The organism is Sphingobium sp. TCM1 (assembly GCF_001650725.1).
GTDB lineage: Bacteria > Pseudomonadota > Alphaproteobacteria > Sphingomonadales > Sphingomonadaceae > Sphingobium.
Genome location: NZ_LXVX01000012.1, coordinates 429,409 through 446,565, shown reverse-complemented (window position 1 = coordinate 446,565; position 17,157 = coordinate 429,409). Strand labels below are relative to the sequence as shown.

Here is a 17,157-nt window from a genome sequence, read left to right as displayed (position 1 = left end):
ACCAGGATGGACGATCATTTGAAACCTGACCATGCGCTCTCGGCAGATGAAGCGCGCGACGTCAACCAGCGGCGCGCGAGTTCGCCCATGGTCGTCCACGAGGTCGTCCGGCTACAGGGCGAGGAGGAGTTGAAGCGGCCCATCCTGTCGATGGTCCTGTCCGGCATGGCAGCTGGCCTTGCGATCAATGCCTCGCTCCTCACCGAACTATATCTGCGTATGCGTCTGCCCGACACACGGTGGGCGGAACTTATTTTTCTCGCCGGTTACCCGGTCGGCTACGTCATCGTCATCATGGGCCGGCTCCAGTTGTTCACGGAAAGCACCATCACGGCGGTTCTGCCCGTCGCGGCGCATCCGGATTGGGAAAATCTGGGTCGGCTGCTCCGCCTCTGGTCCACCGTTCTCCTGGCGAACCTGCTTGGCGTCGTCATCGTGGCTGCGCTGATGGCAAACGAAGTCATCATCACACATGACCAGCGTCTGATCGCACTGGATATATTGGAGAAGCTGCCGCGCCAGGAGGGGCTTCAGACCCTGACCCTCGGTATCCCCGCCGGTTTCCTGATGGCGGCCATCGCGTGGATACTTCCCAGTGCGAAAGGCAGCGAATTCTGGGTCATTTCGATGCTGACTTACGTCATCGCGCTAGGCGGGTTCAGCCATGTCGTGACAGGTTCGTCCCAGAGCGCGTTTCTCTGGCTGAACGGCGTCATGTCCTTGACCGAGATGATGGCCGACTTCATCCTGCCTGCGCTCGTCGGCAATGTCATCGGAGGAACTGGCCTGTTCGCGGTTCTGGCCCATGGGCAGATGCGGAGCGATGTAAAGGCTGCGGAGCAGGATGCCGACGCGGCCCCTCCGTCCTGATGGCGATGCGTCGCGGGAACTCTTTGCGGATTTGCTCGTTCGTGCGGAGCGGCCGCGCGGGGGCCGGCATCTTTGCAAGGGGGTATTGATCCAGTGCGTCGCGGTCGGCCGGCCGCTCGTCCAGATCCGATCATCATGAAGAACAAGTACGCTGGTAGCACCAATTTCGTCCAAGGCTGGCTCTATGCAGGGCTGATCGCCCTGCTCATGCTGCCGTTCCTCGCAGACCTTGTCTTCCCGCTGGGGACGGCCGTGTGGGTGGCTTATCTCCTTCCGGTGGTGCTGGCCTATCTGGCCCGGCGACCACAGGTACCATTGATCACCGCCACGGCGGCGACCATCTTGACCGCGACGGGCTTTTTCTACGCGCCGGCCGGCGTCGATCCGACGGTTGCCTTTCTCAATCGTTCACTCGTCGTAGGCGTCTTCTGGATTCTTGCCGTCATCGGATTGCTTTTCATCCGCAACAGGCTGGCCATCTTGCAGGAGGAATGGTTGCGCGGCGGGCAACTCGGCCTGGCCAAGGCGGTCGGCGGCGAACAGCCCTTGGCTGAACTGGCCAACAGCGCGCTGACCTTTCTGGCCGAATATCTCCAGGCGCAGGCCGGCGCGCTGTATATCGCCAACGGCGACGGCTTCCGCCGTTACGCCACCTATGCCGTTCCCGCCGATGCGCCCCTGCCGGAGCGGTTCGACGCCGGCGACGGATTGCTGGGACAGGCCGTCGCCGACCGTCGCAGCTTCCATCTCGACAAGGTTCCGGCGGACTATCTGTCCTACGGATCGGCCCTTGGTTCCGCCAGGCCCGAGACGCTTGTCATCGCCACCGCTCAGTCGGGTGGCGCGATCAATGCGGTGATCGAACTCGGCCTGCGCGCTGGCGCGGGTGACAATGCACTTGCGCTGCTCGATCGGGTTCACGATCAACTCGGCGTCGCCATCCGATCGGGCAAATATCGGGCGCGGCTGCGCGAACTGCTGGAAGAGACGCAGCAGCAGGCGGAAGAATTACAGGCGCAGAGCGAAGAATTGCGCGCCAATAACGAGGAACTGGAACAGCAGAGTCGCCAACTCCAGGAATCTGCCGCACGGCTGGAGGCCCAGCAGGCGGAAATGGAGCAGACCAACGTCCAACTCGAGGAGCAGGCCCGCCAGCTGGAAATTCAGCGCGATGACCTGTCCCGGTCGCAAAGCTCGCTCAAGACCCAGGCAGAAGAACTCACACAGGCGAGCCGTTACAAATCCGAATTCCTCGCCAATATGAGCCATGAGTTGCGCACACCGCTCAACTCGCTGCTCATCATGGCGCGATTGCTGGCGGAAAATCGGGGTGGCAACCTGTCTGCCGAACAGATCCGCCATGCCGAGACGATCGAAACGTCGGGGAATGACCTGCTCAACCTCATAAATGACATTCTCGACATATCGAAGATCGAGGCCGGCAAGCTGGAGTTGCAGCCGCGCCGCATCCGCATCGCTGCGATGCTGGACAAGCTGACCGCGATCTTCGGCCCGTCCGCGGAGGCCAAGGGGCTGAGCTTTGCGGCGGACGCCGGCCCTGGCACGCCCGTCGACATGGAGAGCGACCCGCTTCGGATCGAGCAGGTGCTCAAGAACTTCCTCTCCAACGCGATCAAGTTCACCGATCGAGGCTCGGTGTCGCTGGAGGTGGCCAGTCGAGACGATGGCCGCATCGCCTTCACGGTCCGTGACACCGGTGTAGGTATTGCGGCGGACCAGCAGCAGCTTATCTTCGAGGCGTTTCGACAGGCGGACGGAACCATCAGCCGGAAATATGGGGGAACCGGGCTGGGTCTCTCCATCTCCCGCGAACTGGCCCGGCTGCTGGGAGGACAGGTCGAGGTAGAGAGCAAACCCGGTGAAGGCAGCGCTTTCACGCTCATCCTCCCCGAACGCTTCGATCCTGCCGTAGCGACGCTGGCGGATGTGCCGCAGGGAACCGCCACGCTCCGCACGCCGCCATCGAACCCGAAACCCGGTCGCACGCGCCCCGGTCCGGCGACGCCGGATGATCGCGAGCAGCTCTCCGGTGACGCCCGGGTCATTCTGATCGTCGAGGATGATCCGGTATTTGCCCGGATTCTGTGCGACATCGCCCATGAACTCGGGTTCCAGTGCCTGGTGGCGGGGACGGCGGATGAAGGCGCGCTGATGGCACGGCAATATGTGCCGAATGCCGTCATCCTGGACATGAACCTGCCCGACCATACCGGCCTTTCGGTGCTGGACAGGATCAAGCGCGACGTGCGGACGCGGCATATTCCGGTCCATGTCGTTTCCGTGGACGACGACAGCCAGGCCGCTCTTTCCAGTGGCGCCATCGGCTATCTCTTCAAGCCTGTGCGCGAGGCACTGACCGACATGCTCGCGGGGCTGGAAGCCCGCATGTCCCAGCGTGTGCGGCGGGTGCTGGTGGTCGAGGATGACGCGCAGCAGGCCGAAAGCGTCAAGCTGCTGCTGGCCTCGCGTGATGTCGAAACCATCCAGGCTCATTCGGCCGCCCAATGTTTCGAGCAGCTGGGTCAGGAAACCTTCGACTGCATGGTGCTCGACCTCAACCTGCCCGACAGTTCCGGCCTCGACCTGCTCGATCGGCTGAGCAATGATGATGCGGTCGGTTTTCCGCCGGTCATCGTCTATACCGGCCGCGACTTGTCCCATGACGAGGAAATGCGCCTGCGACGCTATTCCAAGTCGATCATCGTCAAGGGCGCCAAGTCGCCCGAACGACTGCTCGATGAAGTGACGCTGTTCCTGCATCAGGTCGTGTCGGACCTGCCGGAACCGCAGCAGGCGCTGATCGCCAAGTCGCTCAATCGCGATGCCGCGCTGGACGGGCGCAACATTCTCGTGGTCGAGGACGACATCCGCAATGTCTATGCCCTGACCTCGATATTCGAACCGCACGGCGCGAATGTCCGGATCGGGCGCAACGGGCGCGAAGCGCTGGACCTGCTCGACGAAGCTGCCAAAGGTCTGGCCGATCCGGTCGACCTGGTGCTGATGGACGTGATGATGCCGGAGATGGACGGGCTCACGGCCACGCGGGAAATCCGGACCAAGCCCTGGGGCAAGCAATTGCCGATCATCGCGCTGACCGCCAAAGCCATGGCACGCGACCAGCAGGATTGCCTGGATGCGGGCGCCAATGACTATCTCGCCAAGCCGCTGGACGTCGACAAACTGCTCAGCCTGACCCGAGTCTGGATGCCGCGATGAGCGAGCCGATCTTCGCACCCCATGAAGAACTGGAACTGGATCTCCTGCTGGAGGCGATCCACCGCCATTGCCATTACGACTTTCGTGGCTATTCGCGAGGCTCCCTTCACCGTCGCCTCGCTCGCGCGCAGCAACGCCACCATTGCGAGAGCCTGTCACAGCTACAACATCTCGTGCTGCGCGACTCCTCGGTTTTTGCCGATCTGATGGGGTTCCTCACCATCCAGGTGAGCGAGATGTTTCGCGACCCGGCCTATTTCCGCGCGCTCCGCGAACAGGTGATCCCGCACCTGCGCACATATCCTTCGCTGAAGGTCTGGATCGCGGGATGCGCAAATGGCGAGGAATTCTACTCGATGGCTATCCTGTTCCGGGAGGAGGGACTGGAAGATCGCACCATATTCTATTGCACCGACATCAGCCCGGCCGCGCTGGAGAAGGCGGAGGCGGGTATCTATGATCTCGACCGAATCCAGCAGTTTACCGAGAACCATCGGCTGGCGGGCGGCAAGACGTCACTGTCGGACTATTATACCGCGGCCTATGGTGCGGCCGTGTTCGACAAGGGCCTGCGTCGCCGTGCGGTCTTTGCCGAGCATAATCTGGCCAGCGATGAGGTGTTCGCTGAGGCGCAGCTGGTTTCCAGCCGCAATGTCCTGATTTATTTCGACCGTGACTTGCAGGATCGCGCACTCGGCCTGTTCGGCGGTTCGCTCGTGCGAGGCGGCTTCCTGGGGCTGGGTTCGAAAGAGACATTGCGGTTTTCGCGCTACTCCGATGCCTTCGCTGATTTTGACGAACATCAGAAAATCTATCGCCGCAACCTCATCGACCTGAAAGCGCTCGACCATGCTGCCTGAGACCGCAAAAATCCTCGCCGTCGACGATGTCGAGGAAAATCTGACGGCGATCGAGGCGTTGCTCAAGGCGGACGGGATCGAGATCATCAAGGCCCGGTCCGGACTGCAAGCACTGGAACTGCTTCTCGTCGAGGATGTCGCGCTGGCTCTGCTCGATATCCAGATGCCCGGCATGGACGGGTTCGAACTGGCCGAACTGATGCGCGGCACCGAAAGGACGCGCCGTGTGCCGATCGTATTCCTGACCGCCGTCGGCACCGACGAGATGCGGCGCTTCCGGGGCTACGAGGCCGGGGCGATCGACTATCTGTTCAAGCCCGTCGACCCGGACATTCTGCGGCACAAAGTCAGCATTTTCATCGAACTATTCCGGCAGCGACAGGAATTGGCGCGGGAAAGGGATCAGCACGCCGCCGCCCTTTCCCGTTTGCAGGCACATGGCGACAACTCCCCGCTCGGTATCGTCGAGTTCGACGCGGGCCAGCACATCATCTCCTGGTCGGCCGGCGCCGAGCGAATGTTCGGCTGGCGCGCGCCCGAAGTGGCGGGTTTTAAGGCGCTGGAATTCGATTGGCTCGACCCGGACGACGCCGGAGCCTTCAGCACGCTGATCGGCGACATGATTGCCGGGCGCAGGCTGAGGGACATGCAGCCATTGCGAATGCGTACTGCGCAAGGGACCAGCCTGGATTGCGAATGCTATTGGTCCGCTTTGCTCGATGCGCGCGGACGCCTCGTGTCCGTTAACGCCCAGATCCTTGACGTTACCGAACGCAAGCGCGCCGAAGAGACGCAACGCCTGCTCGTCGGCGAACTCAACCATCGGGTCAAGAACACGCTCGCTTCGGTTCAGGCCATTGCCGTGCAAACACTTCGCCATTCCAACGGCCCCTCCGATTTCGCACCGACCTTTACCGGCCGCATACATGCGCTCGCCCGCGCTCATTCGCTCCTGAGCAGTTCTACCTGGCAGGGCGCGCGGCTGAGGGAACTGATCGATGGTCAGGTGGACATCGGCGCGGTCGATGTCGGGCAATGGGACATTAATGGGCCGGAACTGGAACTTGCGCCGGAGTTGGCGCTGCATCTCGCGCTCATCCTGCACGAACTGGTCACCAATGCCCATAAATATGGGGCGCTTTCGATGCCGGGAGGACGATTGAGCCTGAACTGGGCAGTCAGGGACGATCGCCTGCTCATTAACTGGGAAGAGCGCGGAGGTCCGAGCGCAGGTACCCCGACGCGAAAGGGCTTCGGCACGGCGCTGATCGAGCGTAGTATGCGCGCCGAAGGCGGCGCGGCAGTGGCTGACTACGCATCCGAAGGCGTGCGCTGGACCTTGTCCCTTCCGATGGGGCCGCGCATCAATCGCGTCGTGTCGCGCGACGCGGGAAAGGAACTGACGAGCAGCGACCGCAGCGGGCCACCGGTCGCCATTGCCGGCCGCAACATCCTCCTGATCGAGGACGAGCCGCTGGTCGCGATGGAACTGGCCGCGCTACTCGAAGATCATGGCGCCGTCGTCCCGGCGGTCGCCGCATCGGCCGACGAAGCCATGGCGCTGGTAAAGACCGGCGGTTTCGACGCCGCCCTGCTGGACGGCAATCTTCAGGGCGCACCGGTCGATGCCATCGCACAGGCACTCGCCACCAACGGCATTCCGTTTGCGTTTGTTACCGGCTACGGCCGCGAAAATCTGCCGGCCGGCTTCGACAGCCATCCCGTTATCGGCAAGCCTTTCGACCGGTCGACCATCCTCAATGGCGTGACAACTCTGTTTTATTCATGCCAAGGAAGTGCCGCCTGTGCGCAAGGCACAATCCAGCGCCCTGGCGTAGGATGACGTTTGAGCTAATCCTTCGAGGTTCGCTTGCAGGATTTGCTGATCCCGGCGACTGGCGGGGCGAGGCAGACTTGCAAATCCGTACTACTGATCAAGAACTGGGGAGACGCCATGGGAATAAGCAGGCTGCCTAGATACTCGTCCGAGAGGGCGAAAAACTACTCCAGAATTACATTCCGCGTCCGTGGTACTGCATAAGGCGCTTCCCACGGGACTCACTGAAACGGAGCGGCGGAAAGCTCCAGCAAAGGCCGGTTGACAGGCGCGGCTTCCACCCCACCGGCTTCCGCGCGGCGGCGGAATTCTGCCGCCATTGCCTGGTGCATCTTGCGCGCCGAAACGTCGTCCGTGCTCCTAGCGAGTTGTTCGTGCATACGCGCCCGCTCCAGGCATTCTGCGGAGGTAATATCATTCACCATGACGCACTCCTGCTGTTTCGCGAGTACTCCGTCGCGTGCCACCCGCAGAAAACGCGCGGATTTTAACGCTTCCACCGCCGAATGGAAATGGAATCTTCACCGATGCGGCAAACGGCGCGATCACGGCCAATCCTAGCGCAGCCAGTTGAGCCTGGGTTGGGCGACATGGTTCTTCAGTTCGCGGCGCGTATCGGCATCAACCTCTTTCAGGGCGACTTCATAACCCCATAGATTGGCGAGGTTTTGCAAAACCAGGACGGCGTCACCGGGATCGAGCACCACCCCGTCCAGCACCGAATGCTCCAGCATCAGTCTGCGGTCGCCAGCCAGATCGACATCGACGACCTGAATGTCCGGTTCTTGTCGCCCGATATCATATTCGCGCGCCAAAGCCCGCCGGATCCGTCGGTAGCCGCGTTCGTCATGAATTGCGTCGACCCGCAATTCCGACTCGCCCGTCCGATCGACAATGCTGAACAGCCGCCAGTGTCGGATCAGGCGGGGGCTGAGAAATTGGGAGACGAAGCTTTCGTCCCGATAATTGGCCCATATATCCTTCAGCACCTCGACCGGATCGCCGGATCCGGCAATCGTGCCAAACCATTCACGATCTTCCTCTGTCGGTTCCCGGCAGATCCGGTCGATATCCGACATGATGCCGAAGCCCAGCGCATAGGGGTTGAAGCCGCCGAAGTGGCCGGAATCATAGGTAGGTTGATAGACGACATTGGTATGCGACTGGAGAAATTCCATGAAGGCGCCGTCGGTGAGCAGGCCACGCTCATGCAGCGTCGTCATGATGCGATAATGGGTATAGGTCGCCGCCCCCTCATTCATCGCCTTGGTCTGGCGTTGGGGATAGAAATATTGGGCGATCAGGCGGACGATACGCAGCACTTCACGCTGCCAGCTCTCCAGCCGGGGCGCCGTCTTTTCCAGGAAATAGAGGATATTTTCCTGGGGCAGACCGAGCGCGGCGCGGCGTGCGTCGCTGGGCACCGCGTCGGCGCGAGCGCCGACGGGCACAGTGCGCCACAAATCGTCATAGATGCGGTCGCGATAAGCCTGCCGCTCAGCCTCCCGCGCGGCCTCGCTCTTGAGGTCACGGGGACGGACGCGGGGATAGCGATGAACGCCCTGGTTCATCAGTGCATGGGCCGCGTCCAGCACACGCTCCACCGCCAACTGGCCATAACGTTCCTCGCACTGGGCGATGTAGCGCTTCGCGAATTCCAGATAATCGAGAATCCCTTCCGCATCGGTCCATTGCCGGAAGACATAATTATTCTTGAAGAAATGATTATGCCCAAAGGCAGCATGGGCTATCACCAGCGTCTGCATGGTCGCACTATTTTCCTGCATCAGATAGTTGATGCAGGGATTGCTGTTTATGACCAGTTCATAGGCCAACCCCCGCTGTCCCTTTCGATACAGCATTTCATTGGTCACGAACTGTTTGCCGAAGGACCAATGTTTGTAGAAGAGCGGCATACCGATCGACGAATAGGCGTCCAGCATCTGTTCCGCGCTGATGATTTCTATCTGGTTGGGATAGATATCCAGCTTCATTTCCTTGAGCGCGATCGGCTCGATCGCATCATGGATACGGTTGATAAGAGCAAAATCCCAATCGCTGCCCGTGAACAGCGGGGCATCCGCCTGCCTCGCCTTCATCCGCTTTTCTCCGCCATGCCCCTGCGCTGGAATAGTTCGCGGAAGACTGGATAGATTTCCCGCCGATGATGCACCTTGCGCATCACGAAATGGCGATGCGCTTCACTGACCGGTGCATAGGCCTGCCACAGGCCGGTGGTGGTGCCGATCATGTCGACATCGGCAAACTCCTCGCGCCCGACCTCCAGATAAGCGACATATTGCGACATGGGCAGGATGTCGTCCTGCATCAGGTTCACCACTCGGCCATTGTCCGACTGCATCGTATCGCCGTCCGAAGCCTGCGCCACATAGATGTTCCAGTCGTCGGGCCGATAGCGTTCCTTGATCACTTCCAGCAGCTTCTCAAGCGCGCTCGATACCAGCGTCCCGCCCGTCACCGTGCTGTAGAAAAAGGTCTGCTCATCGACCTCCGCCGCCCGGTCGGTGTGATGGATGAACACCACTTCAACATGCTCATAGCAGCGTGACAGGAACAGATGGAGCAGCGCGAAGAACCGTTTGGCGAGATCCTTCATATGCTCGGTCATGGAGCCGGACACGTCCATCAGGCAGAACATCACCGCCTGCGCAACGGGCTTGGGCACCGTTTCGAAGCGGCGGTAGCGCAGGTCGACCGGGTCGATATAGGCGATCAGGTTGCGCCGACGGATGATATGTGCCCGCTCCTCACGCAGCGCTTCCAATCTTGCGGCACCGTCGGGTGTGGGCGGACTCTGGCGCTCGATCTCGGCGATCTCGTCCTCGATCCGCCGCAGCTCGCCGCCACTCGGCCGGCGCAGCGCCAGCCGACGCGACAGCGCCTTTTGCATGGTGCGCGGCACGGACAGGTTGGACGGATTGCCTGCGGTCGAATAGCCCGCGCGCCTGATCCCGTCGACTGCGCCCCCGATCAGCCTACGCTTCGCCAGGTCGGGCAACTCCAGATCATCGAGGAAAAGGTCTAGAAATTCCTCGCGGCTGAGCACGAACCGGAAATCATCTTCCCCCTCGCCCTGCCCCGCCTGCGATCCCGCTCCCCCACCGCCGCCGGGGCGCTTGATCCTGTCGCCCTCCATATAGTCGCGATTGCCAGGCAGTACGCGCTCGCGATTGCCGCCCTGCGCTGCGCGGTGCAATGTGGGTTCATGGATGGCGTCCCGCTGGATCGAAATCTGGCCCTGCTTGTCCAGATCCTTGATGCTGCGATCCTTCAGGCTGTCACGCACCGCCTGCTGCACATAGGCCTTCGCCCGACGCACGAAGCGTTGCCTGTTGACCAGGCTTTTGCCCCCCGGATTCAAACGTCTGTCGACTATGTGCATGGCACCGCCGGTTTGTCTTCGAGGAAGCCTGGCTCCGTCATCCCGCCTGCTTGACGCGGATATACCATTCGACCAGGCGCCTGACCTGCCGTTCGGTATAACCCCGCTCGATCATGCGGGCGACGAATTCATCATGCTTGGTCGCCGTCTCGCCGTCCTTCTTCGATCCGAAACTGATGACCGGCAGCAGATCCTCGACCTGGCTGAACATCCGCTTCTCGATGACTTCGCGGATTTTTTCATAGCTGGTCCAGCTGGGATTGCGCCCGTCATTGCTGGCCCGCATCCGGAGTGCGAACTTCACCACCTCGTTTCGAAAATCCTTTGGGTTGGCGATCCCCGCCGGCTTTTCGGTCTTGGACAATTCCTGGTTTATGACCTCCCGGTCCAGCAACTGGCCGGTATCGGGATCCTTGAAATCCAGATCCTCGATCCATGCGTCGGCATAGGCGACATAGCGGTCGAACAGGTTCTGGCCATAGTCGTTGTAGGATTCCAGATAGGCCTTCTGGATCTCGTTGCCGATGAACTCGGCATAGCGCGGGGCCAATTCGCCCTTGATGAACTCCAGATAGCGGGCCTCGACGTCGGCGGGGAATTGTTCCTGCCGCACCATCCCTTCCAGCACATACATCAAGTGAACAGGATCGGCCGCAATCTCGTTGCTGTCATGGTTGAAGGTTGCCGACAGCGCCTTGAAGGCGAAACGGGTGGAAGTGCCCGACATCCCTTCGTCCACGCCGGCCGCGTCCTTATACTCCTGGAGGCTTTTCGCTCGCGGATCGATCTCCCGCAGCATTTCGCCGTCATAGACGCGCATCTTTGAGTAGAGGTTGCTATTCTCATGCTCGCGCAGCCGGGTCAGCACCGAAAAGCGGGCCAGCATGTCGAGCGTTCCTGGCGCGCAGGGCGCCTTGCTGAGGTCGGATTCCCGCAGCAGCTTCTCGTAGACCTGCCGTTCCTCGCTTGCTTGCAGGGAATAGGGCACCTTGATCACGTAGATGCGGTCAATAAAGGCTTCGTTATTCTTGTTGTTCTTGAAATTGGCCCATTCGGATTCATTGCTGTGGGCCATGACGATGCCGTTGAAGGGAATGGCGCCGATATTTTCCGTACCGATATAATTGCCCTCCTGCGTCGCGGTCAGCAACGGGTGGAGCATCTTTATGGGCGCCTTGAACATCTCGACGAATTCCAGCATCCCCTGGTTCGCCCGGTTGAGGCCGCCCGAATAGCTGTAGGCGTCGGGATCATTCTGCGAGAGCATTTCCAACTTGCGGATATCGACCTTGCCGACCAGCGAACTGATATCCTGGTTATTCTCGTCTCCCGGCTCGGTCTTGGCGATGGCGACCTGCCGCATCCGTGAGGGCATCATCCGCACCACCGAAAAGCGCGTCAGGTCGCCGGCATATTCGTCCAACCGCTTGCGGCACCAGGGACTGATCATTCCCGTCAGGCGACGGCGGGGAATCGCATAATTTTGCTCGATGACGTCGCCATGGGTTTCGGCGTCGAACAGCGCCAGCGGACTTTCGAAGATCGGGCTGACCTCGTCCCCGGCCTTCAGCACATAGATGGGATGGACTTCCATCAGTGCCTTCAAACGCTCGGCCAGCGAGGATTTGCCGCCGCCAACCGGGCCGAGCAGATAGAGGATCTGCTTGCGCTCCTCCAGCCCTTGGCTCGCATGACGCAGGAAGCTGACGATATGTTCGATCGTCCCTTCCATGCCGTAGAAATTGGCGAAGCTGCGATAACGACGGATCGTCCGGTTCATGAATATCCGGCCGAGCCGCTGGTCGCGGGACGTATCGATGATGTCCGGCTCGCCGATCGCCGCCAGCAAGCGCTCAGGAGCGGATGCGTGCATCAGCGGATCGCTACGGCATCCCAGCAGATAATCCTCGATGGACATTTCGGCTTGCCGCCGATCGTCGAACTTTGTCGCGAAGCTCGAAAACAGTTCATTTTTCGTCACAGGCGACTCCCGCCACATGCGCCACTATGTTGAATATAATACGAAAGCGGGGACAAAAACAGCCCGTACAAGATGGCAATCGAAAAATGGTCAACATTGACAAGGACGCGCTAAATTCCTCGCAAAATCCGCGATGACATCCATTTTCAATTATGATTGACTTCCCACTTCTGGGAAATTTCAAATATCGGCAGGACGAATTACGACGCCGACACACAAGCCTGGTGCGCCGATATACTGCCACGGCGATGAACGATCGCCTCCAAAAGGCATAATGTCACCACTTGCCCTCGCAGGGAAGAGGCTTCCATCCGTTCAACTAGTCCGACGACCGCGATTCAGGCGTGCGCCCGAAGCCTGCCGTCCGAAACCCTGCCGAAGATCAAAAGCCGGCCGGGAAGAGGTGATTGCCCTGGTCGTCCAGACGCAGCACCACCTTGCCCGCCACTGCGGTCATCGGCAGGTCGCCATAGAGGTGAGGAAAGAGTGCTCCGCCGCGCGATTCTTCCCACCGGATGGCGTCGCCGAAAGCGGCGAGGTCGACCATCAGCATGACCAGCCGATCCTGCCCCGCAAAATGCTTGGCGACGGTCTCTGCCGCCTGCTCGCGCGTCGACATATGGATATAACCATCGGTCAGGTCGATCGGCGCCCCTTTGAAGACGCCGTCGGCCCTGAACTGGTCAAATTGCTCGGCGGTCAGGACCTTGTAGGCGAAGAGGTCGCTCACGCTTCAGTGGCTTCCGGTTCGCCATCCTCGTCGCTTTCCTCGATCTTGGCCGCGCTCACCACATGCTCGTTATCGGCGACGTTGAACAGGCGGACACCGGCCGAATTGCGGCCAATGACCCGCAGGCTGTCGAGGCCCATGCGGATGAGCTTCGCCTGATCCGTGACCAGCATCAGCTGGTCCGCCTGGGTCGCCGGGAAGCTGGCGACTACCAGGCCGTTGCGGCCGATATTGTCGATATTGGTGATACCCTGACCACCGCGTCCCGTGCGCCGATAGTCGTAGGCGGAGGACAGTTTTCCATAGCCATTGGCGCAGACGGTCAGGATGAACTGTTCCTTGCCTTGCAATTCGGCGAAACGTTCCTCGCTCATCTGCGGCGTGCCTTCCTTCTCCGGCTTCCATGGAGCAAAGCGGAGATAATCGTCGCGTTCTTCCTGCGACGCGCCCGCGCGGTGCAGGACCGAGAGCGAGATCACCTCGTCATCACCCTTGAGCGTCATGCCGCGCACGCCTGTCGAGGTGCGGCTCTGGAATTCGCGAACGTCGGTTGCCTGGAAACGGATCGCCTTGCCCTGGCGCGTGGCGAGAAGGACGTCATCCTCCTCCGTGAGCAGCGCGACGCCGATCAGGCGGTCGGTGCTCTCATCATCGAAGCGCATGGCGATCTTGCCGTTCGAGGGGATGTTCGCGAAGGCATCCATGCTGTTGCGGCGAACCGTGCCGTTCGCGGTCGCGAACATGACGTGCAGATCCTTCCAGCTTTCCTCATCCTCGGGCAGCGGCAGGACCGTCTGGATAGTCTCGCCGGGACCGAGCGGCAGCAGGTTGACCATTGGTCGGCCGCGTGTCGCCGGGCCGCCTTCGGGCAGGCGCCATACCTTCATGCGGTACACTTTGCCCGCAGTCGAGAAGAACAGCACCGGCGTATGGGTCGATGTCACGAAGAGTTCGGTTACGGCGTCCTCATCCTTGGTCGCCATGCCGGAACGCCCCTTGCCGCCGCGCGCCTGGGCGCGGAAGCTTTCGAGCGGCGTGCGCTTGATATAGCCCTGCACCGTGACGGTGACGACCATCTCCTCGCGCTCGATCAGATCCTCGTCCTCGATTCCGTCGGCAGCGGCCGTGATCTCGGACAGGCGCGGTGTTGCGAACTCGCGCTCGATCGCCTCGAACTCCTCGCGCATCACGGCATAGAGCTTCACCCGGTCGCCAAGGATAGCGAGATATTCCGCAATGGCTTCGGCCAGTTCGGCCAGTTCCTTGCCGATTTCATCACGGCCCAGCGCCGTGAGGCGATGGAGGCGCAGATCAAGGATGGCGCGAACCTGAATGTCGGACAGCTTGTAGACGTCGCCATGGACATCTGTTTCGACCGCTTCGACCAGGCGCAGATAGGGCGCGATCTCGCCGATCGGCCATTCGCGCGCCAGCAGCTTTTCACGCGCTTCGGCCGGACTGGACGAGCCGCGAATGATCTTCACCATCTCGTCGAGATTGCTGACCGCGACAACGAGGCCGAGCAGGATATGAGCGCGGTCCCGCGCCTTGTTCAGCTCATATTTGGTCCGGCGAGTGATGACTTCTTCGCGGAACCTGACGAAGGCTTCGATGATCTCCCGCAGGCCCAGCAGTTCCGGACGACCGCCGCGAATGGCCAGCATGTTCGCCGGGAAGCTCGACTGGGCCGGTGTATTGCGCCACAACTGGTTCAGCACCACATCCGGCGTCGCGTCGCGCTTCAGGTCCATGACGATCCGGACGCCTTCACGGCTCGATTCGTCGCGGATGTCGCTGATGCCCTCGATCCGCTTGTCCTTCGCGGCTTCGGCGATCTTTTCGACCAGGCCGCTCTTGCCGACCTGATAGGGGATGGCCGTCAGCACGATCGAGCGGCGGTCGCCACGCCCTTCCTCGACCTCGTGGCGCGCGCGCATCATGATCGAGCCGCGCCCGGTATGATAGGCGCTGCGCGCGCCCGACTGCCCGAGAATCAGCGGCGCGGTCGGGAAGTCCGGCCCGGGGACGATCTGGATCAGTTCGTCTGTGGAAATGGCGGGATTGTCGATATAGGCCAGGCAGGCCCGCAGCACTTCGCCCAGATTATGCGGGGGGATGTTGGTCGCCATGCCGACCGCGATGCCGCCCGCGCCATTGACCAGCAGGTTCGGGAAGCGTGCGGGCAGAACCTGCGGCTCATTTTCCGAGGCATCGTAATTAGGCTGGAAATCGACCGTGTCCTTGTCGAGATCCTCCAGCAGGGCGCCGGCCACCTTGGCCAGGCGCGCTTCGGTGTAGCGCATTGCCGCTGGCGGATCGGGGTCCATCGAGCCGAAATTGCCCTGGCCGTCGATCAGCGGCACGCGCATCGACCAGTCCTGGGTCATGCGCGCCAACGCATCGTAGATGGAGCTGTCGCCATGCGGGTGATATTTACCCATCACCTCACCGACCAGACGGGCGGACTTGCGATAGGGGCGATTGTAGACGAAGCCAGATTCCTGGGCCGAGAAGAGAATCCTGCGATGGACCGGCTTGAGGCCGTCGCGCACGTCCGGCAGGGCGCGGGCGACGATGACCGACATGGCGTAATCGAGATAGCTGGTCTTCATCTCCTCGACGATGGAGATGGGACTGATGTCCGAAGGGTCGGCGAGGACAGTCTCGTCGGTCAAAGCGATTCTCTTTTTTCAGGATGATGATGTGCTGCCCGATCCCTAGCCCAGCGAAACAAATCTGTCACCCCTCGCGCGCGCTCGCGCGCCTGCGCGCGCAGCCTAGGCAGTATGTGCCCGCTCATGGCCGCTAACGGAACGAAGGCGACGCATAACGGTTGCAAATCGTGCCGATTTAGGCTTGTTCAATGCCCATTCACGCGTCGCCCCCTAATCGGCGCTTAACCCCGAAAGGTCGCCTGAGTCCCCTGTCAGGCACGCAAAGGAGATGAGGATCATGCGTTTTGTTACCCCGGTGGCGCTCGCGCTGGCTCTGGCGCTGACGGGCGGCGCCGTTTCGGCACCCGCCTTTGCCGCGAAGAAGGAAGAGAAGAAGGCTGGACCGAAGCTCAACGTCTCCCCCGACGTGATCAAGGCTTTGCAGGCGGCGCAGAAGGCAGCGGAAGCGCAGGATTTCGCGGGTGCAAAGGCCGCGCTGGCCGAAGCCGACAGCAAGGCGCAGTCGAACGACGACAAATATCAGATCGGCGCGATCAAGCTGAACACCTCGATCGCGGCTAAGGATAATGCCCTTCAAGGCGAGGCGCTGGCCCAGATGCTCGACAGCGGCCTGACGCCGCCGGAACAGGCGGGCCAGTTCAATGCGGTCGCTGCCGATCAGGCCTTGGGCGCGAAAAATTATGACCTCGCCATCCAGCGGGCCGAGGCGGCTCTGGCCGCCGGATACAAGCCTGCCGCGGTGAATCCGACGCTTGCCCAGGCCTATTTCGGCAAAGCGGGGACGGCCAACGCTTCGGCCGAACCGGCACGCGGCTTCAACCAGAAAGGGCTTGCCGCGCTCAAGGCTGCTGCGGATGCCGCGAAGGCTTCGGGGCAGCCCGTGCCGGCGCAATGGTACCAGATTGGCGTGGGCCGCGCCGAAGCGGCGAAGCTGCCGGAAGTGACGGAATGGGCGAAGATGGCCTATCAGGCCGAGCCGAGCGGGCAGAATCTCCGCACGCTCGTCCGCCTCTTCCAGCGCGCCAATCCCGCGATTTCCAACCGCGAAAATCTGGACGTGCTTCGCCTGCTGGGGGCTTCCGACGGGCTGGTGATCGCGGCCGACTACACCGAATATGCTGAGATGGCGTCGAAGACCGGCATCTACGGCGAAGTGAAGTCGATCATCGACAAAGGCCGTTCGAAGGGCGTGCTGAGCGCCAGCGCGGGCGCCGATGTCTACCAGACCGCCGTGCCCAAGATCGCCGGCGACAAGGGTTCTCTCGGTTCTGCCGAAGCCGACGCGAAAAAGGCGGCTAACGGCAAGATCGCGGCGGCCACTGCGGATGCGTATCTCGGCTATGGCGACTATGCCAAGGCGGCGGCGCTGTTCGAACTGGCCAAGCAGAAGGGCGGCGTCGATGCGGATGAGGTGAATACCCGCCTTGGCATCGCCAAGATGATGGGGGGCGACACGACCGGTGCGAAGGCAGCGTTCCAGTCGGTCCAGGCCGGATCGCGCAAGCAGATCGCCGACCTTTGGCTGGCCTATCTGGGCACCAAGGGCGCCTGATCCTGCCAC

11 protein-coding genes are annotated in these 17,157 nt (G+C 61.5%); 5 read left to right on the top strand and 6 right to left on the bottom strand.

The window, feature by feature from the left end:
* The first annotated feature begins 18 nt into the window (after nucleotides 1–18).
* The 4 genes from A7Q26_RS11000 (at nucleotide 19) to A7Q26_RS10985 (ending at nucleotide 6,813) form a co-directional block, all read left to right on the top strand.
* Nucleotides 19–870, top strand: a complete 852-nt coding sequence (locus tag A7Q26_RS11000) for a formate/nitrite transporter family protein (protein WP_232313758.1) — start codon at nucleotides 19–21, stop codon at nucleotides 868–870.
* 135 nt (nucleotides 871–1,005) lie between these two features.
* A complete protein-coding gene (locus A7Q26_RS10995) occupies nucleotides 1,006–4,110 on the top strand; it encodes a response regulator (protein WP_066859397.1) in 3,105 nt (1,034 codons plus the stop codon).
* Nucleotides 4,107–4,970, top strand: coding sequence for a CheR family methyltransferase (locus A7Q26_RS10990; protein ID WP_232313757.1), 864 nt, complete (start codon nucleotides 4,107–4,109; stop codon nucleotides 4,968–4,970). Before A7Q26_RS10995 ends, A7Q26_RS10990 begins: the two co-directional genes overlap by 4 nt.
* The gene (locus tag A7Q26_RS10985) at nucleotides 4,960–6,813 is read left to right on the top strand and encodes a response regulator (RefSeq protein WP_066859395.1); all 1,854 of its coding nucleotides are present in this window, start codon (nucleotides 4,960–4,962) and stop codon (nucleotides 6,811–6,813) included. Before A7Q26_RS10990 ends, A7Q26_RS10985 begins: the two co-directional genes overlap by 11 nt.
* Nucleotides 6,814–7,028: 215 nt before the next feature.
* Here A7Q26_RS10985 and A7Q26_RS10980 read toward each other — a convergent pair whose 3' ends face one another.
* The 6 genes from A7Q26_RS10980 to gyrA all read right to left on the bottom strand — a co-directional run bounded on the left by A7Q26_RS10980 (nucleotide 7,029) and on the right by gyrA (nucleotide 15,596).
* Nucleotides 7,029–7,232, bottom strand: a complete 204-nt coding sequence (locus A7Q26_RS10980; protein WP_066859509.1) for a hypothetical protein — start codon at nucleotides 7,230–7,232, stop codon at nucleotides 7,029–7,031.
* A gap of 132 nt (nucleotides 7,233–7,364) precedes the next feature.
* Nucleotides 7,365–8,906: a SpoVR family protein gene (locus A7Q26_RS10975; RefSeq protein WP_066859394.1), complete on the bottom strand. Its 1,542-nt coding sequence runs from the start codon at nucleotides 8,904–8,906 to the stop codon at nucleotides 7,365–7,367.
* Complete coding sequence (locus tag A7Q26_RS10970; RefSeq protein WP_066859393.1) at nucleotides 8,903–10,210, bottom strand: YeaH/YhbH family protein; 1,308 nt, start codon at nucleotides 10,208–10,210, stop codon at nucleotides 8,903–8,905. Before A7Q26_RS10970 ends, A7Q26_RS10975 begins: the two co-directional genes overlap by 4 nt.
* 37 nt (nucleotides 10,211–10,247) lie before the next feature.
* A complete protein-coding gene (locus A7Q26_RS10965; protein ID WP_157102528.1) occupies nucleotides 10,248–12,191 on the bottom strand; it encodes a PrkA family serine protein kinase in 1,944 nt (647 codons plus the stop codon).
* Between the two features lie 382 nt (nucleotides 12,192–12,573).
* A complete protein-coding gene (locus A7Q26_RS10960; RefSeq protein WP_066859391.1) occupies nucleotides 12,574–12,921 on the bottom strand; it encodes a DUF952 domain-containing protein in 348 nt (115 codons plus the stop codon).
* Complete coding sequence (gyrA, locus tag A7Q26_RS10955) at nucleotides 12,918–15,596, bottom strand: DNA gyrase subunit A (RefSeq protein ID WP_066859390.1); 2,679 nt, start codon at nucleotides 15,594–15,596, stop codon at nucleotides 12,918–12,920. The genes A7Q26_RS10960 and gyrA overlap by 4 nt, the downstream gene beginning before the upstream one ends.
* Before the next feature lie 277 nt (nucleotides 15,597–15,873).
* Between gyrA and A7Q26_RS10950 the strand changes: the two genes are divergently transcribed.
* Nucleotides 15,874–17,148 (top strand): hypothetical protein, encoded by a 1,275-nt coding sequence (locus A7Q26_RS10950; RefSeq protein WP_066859389.1) that lies wholly within the window; start codon nucleotides 15,874–15,876, stop codon nucleotides 17,146–17,148.
* Nucleotides 17,149–17,157: the final 9 nt, after the last annotated feature.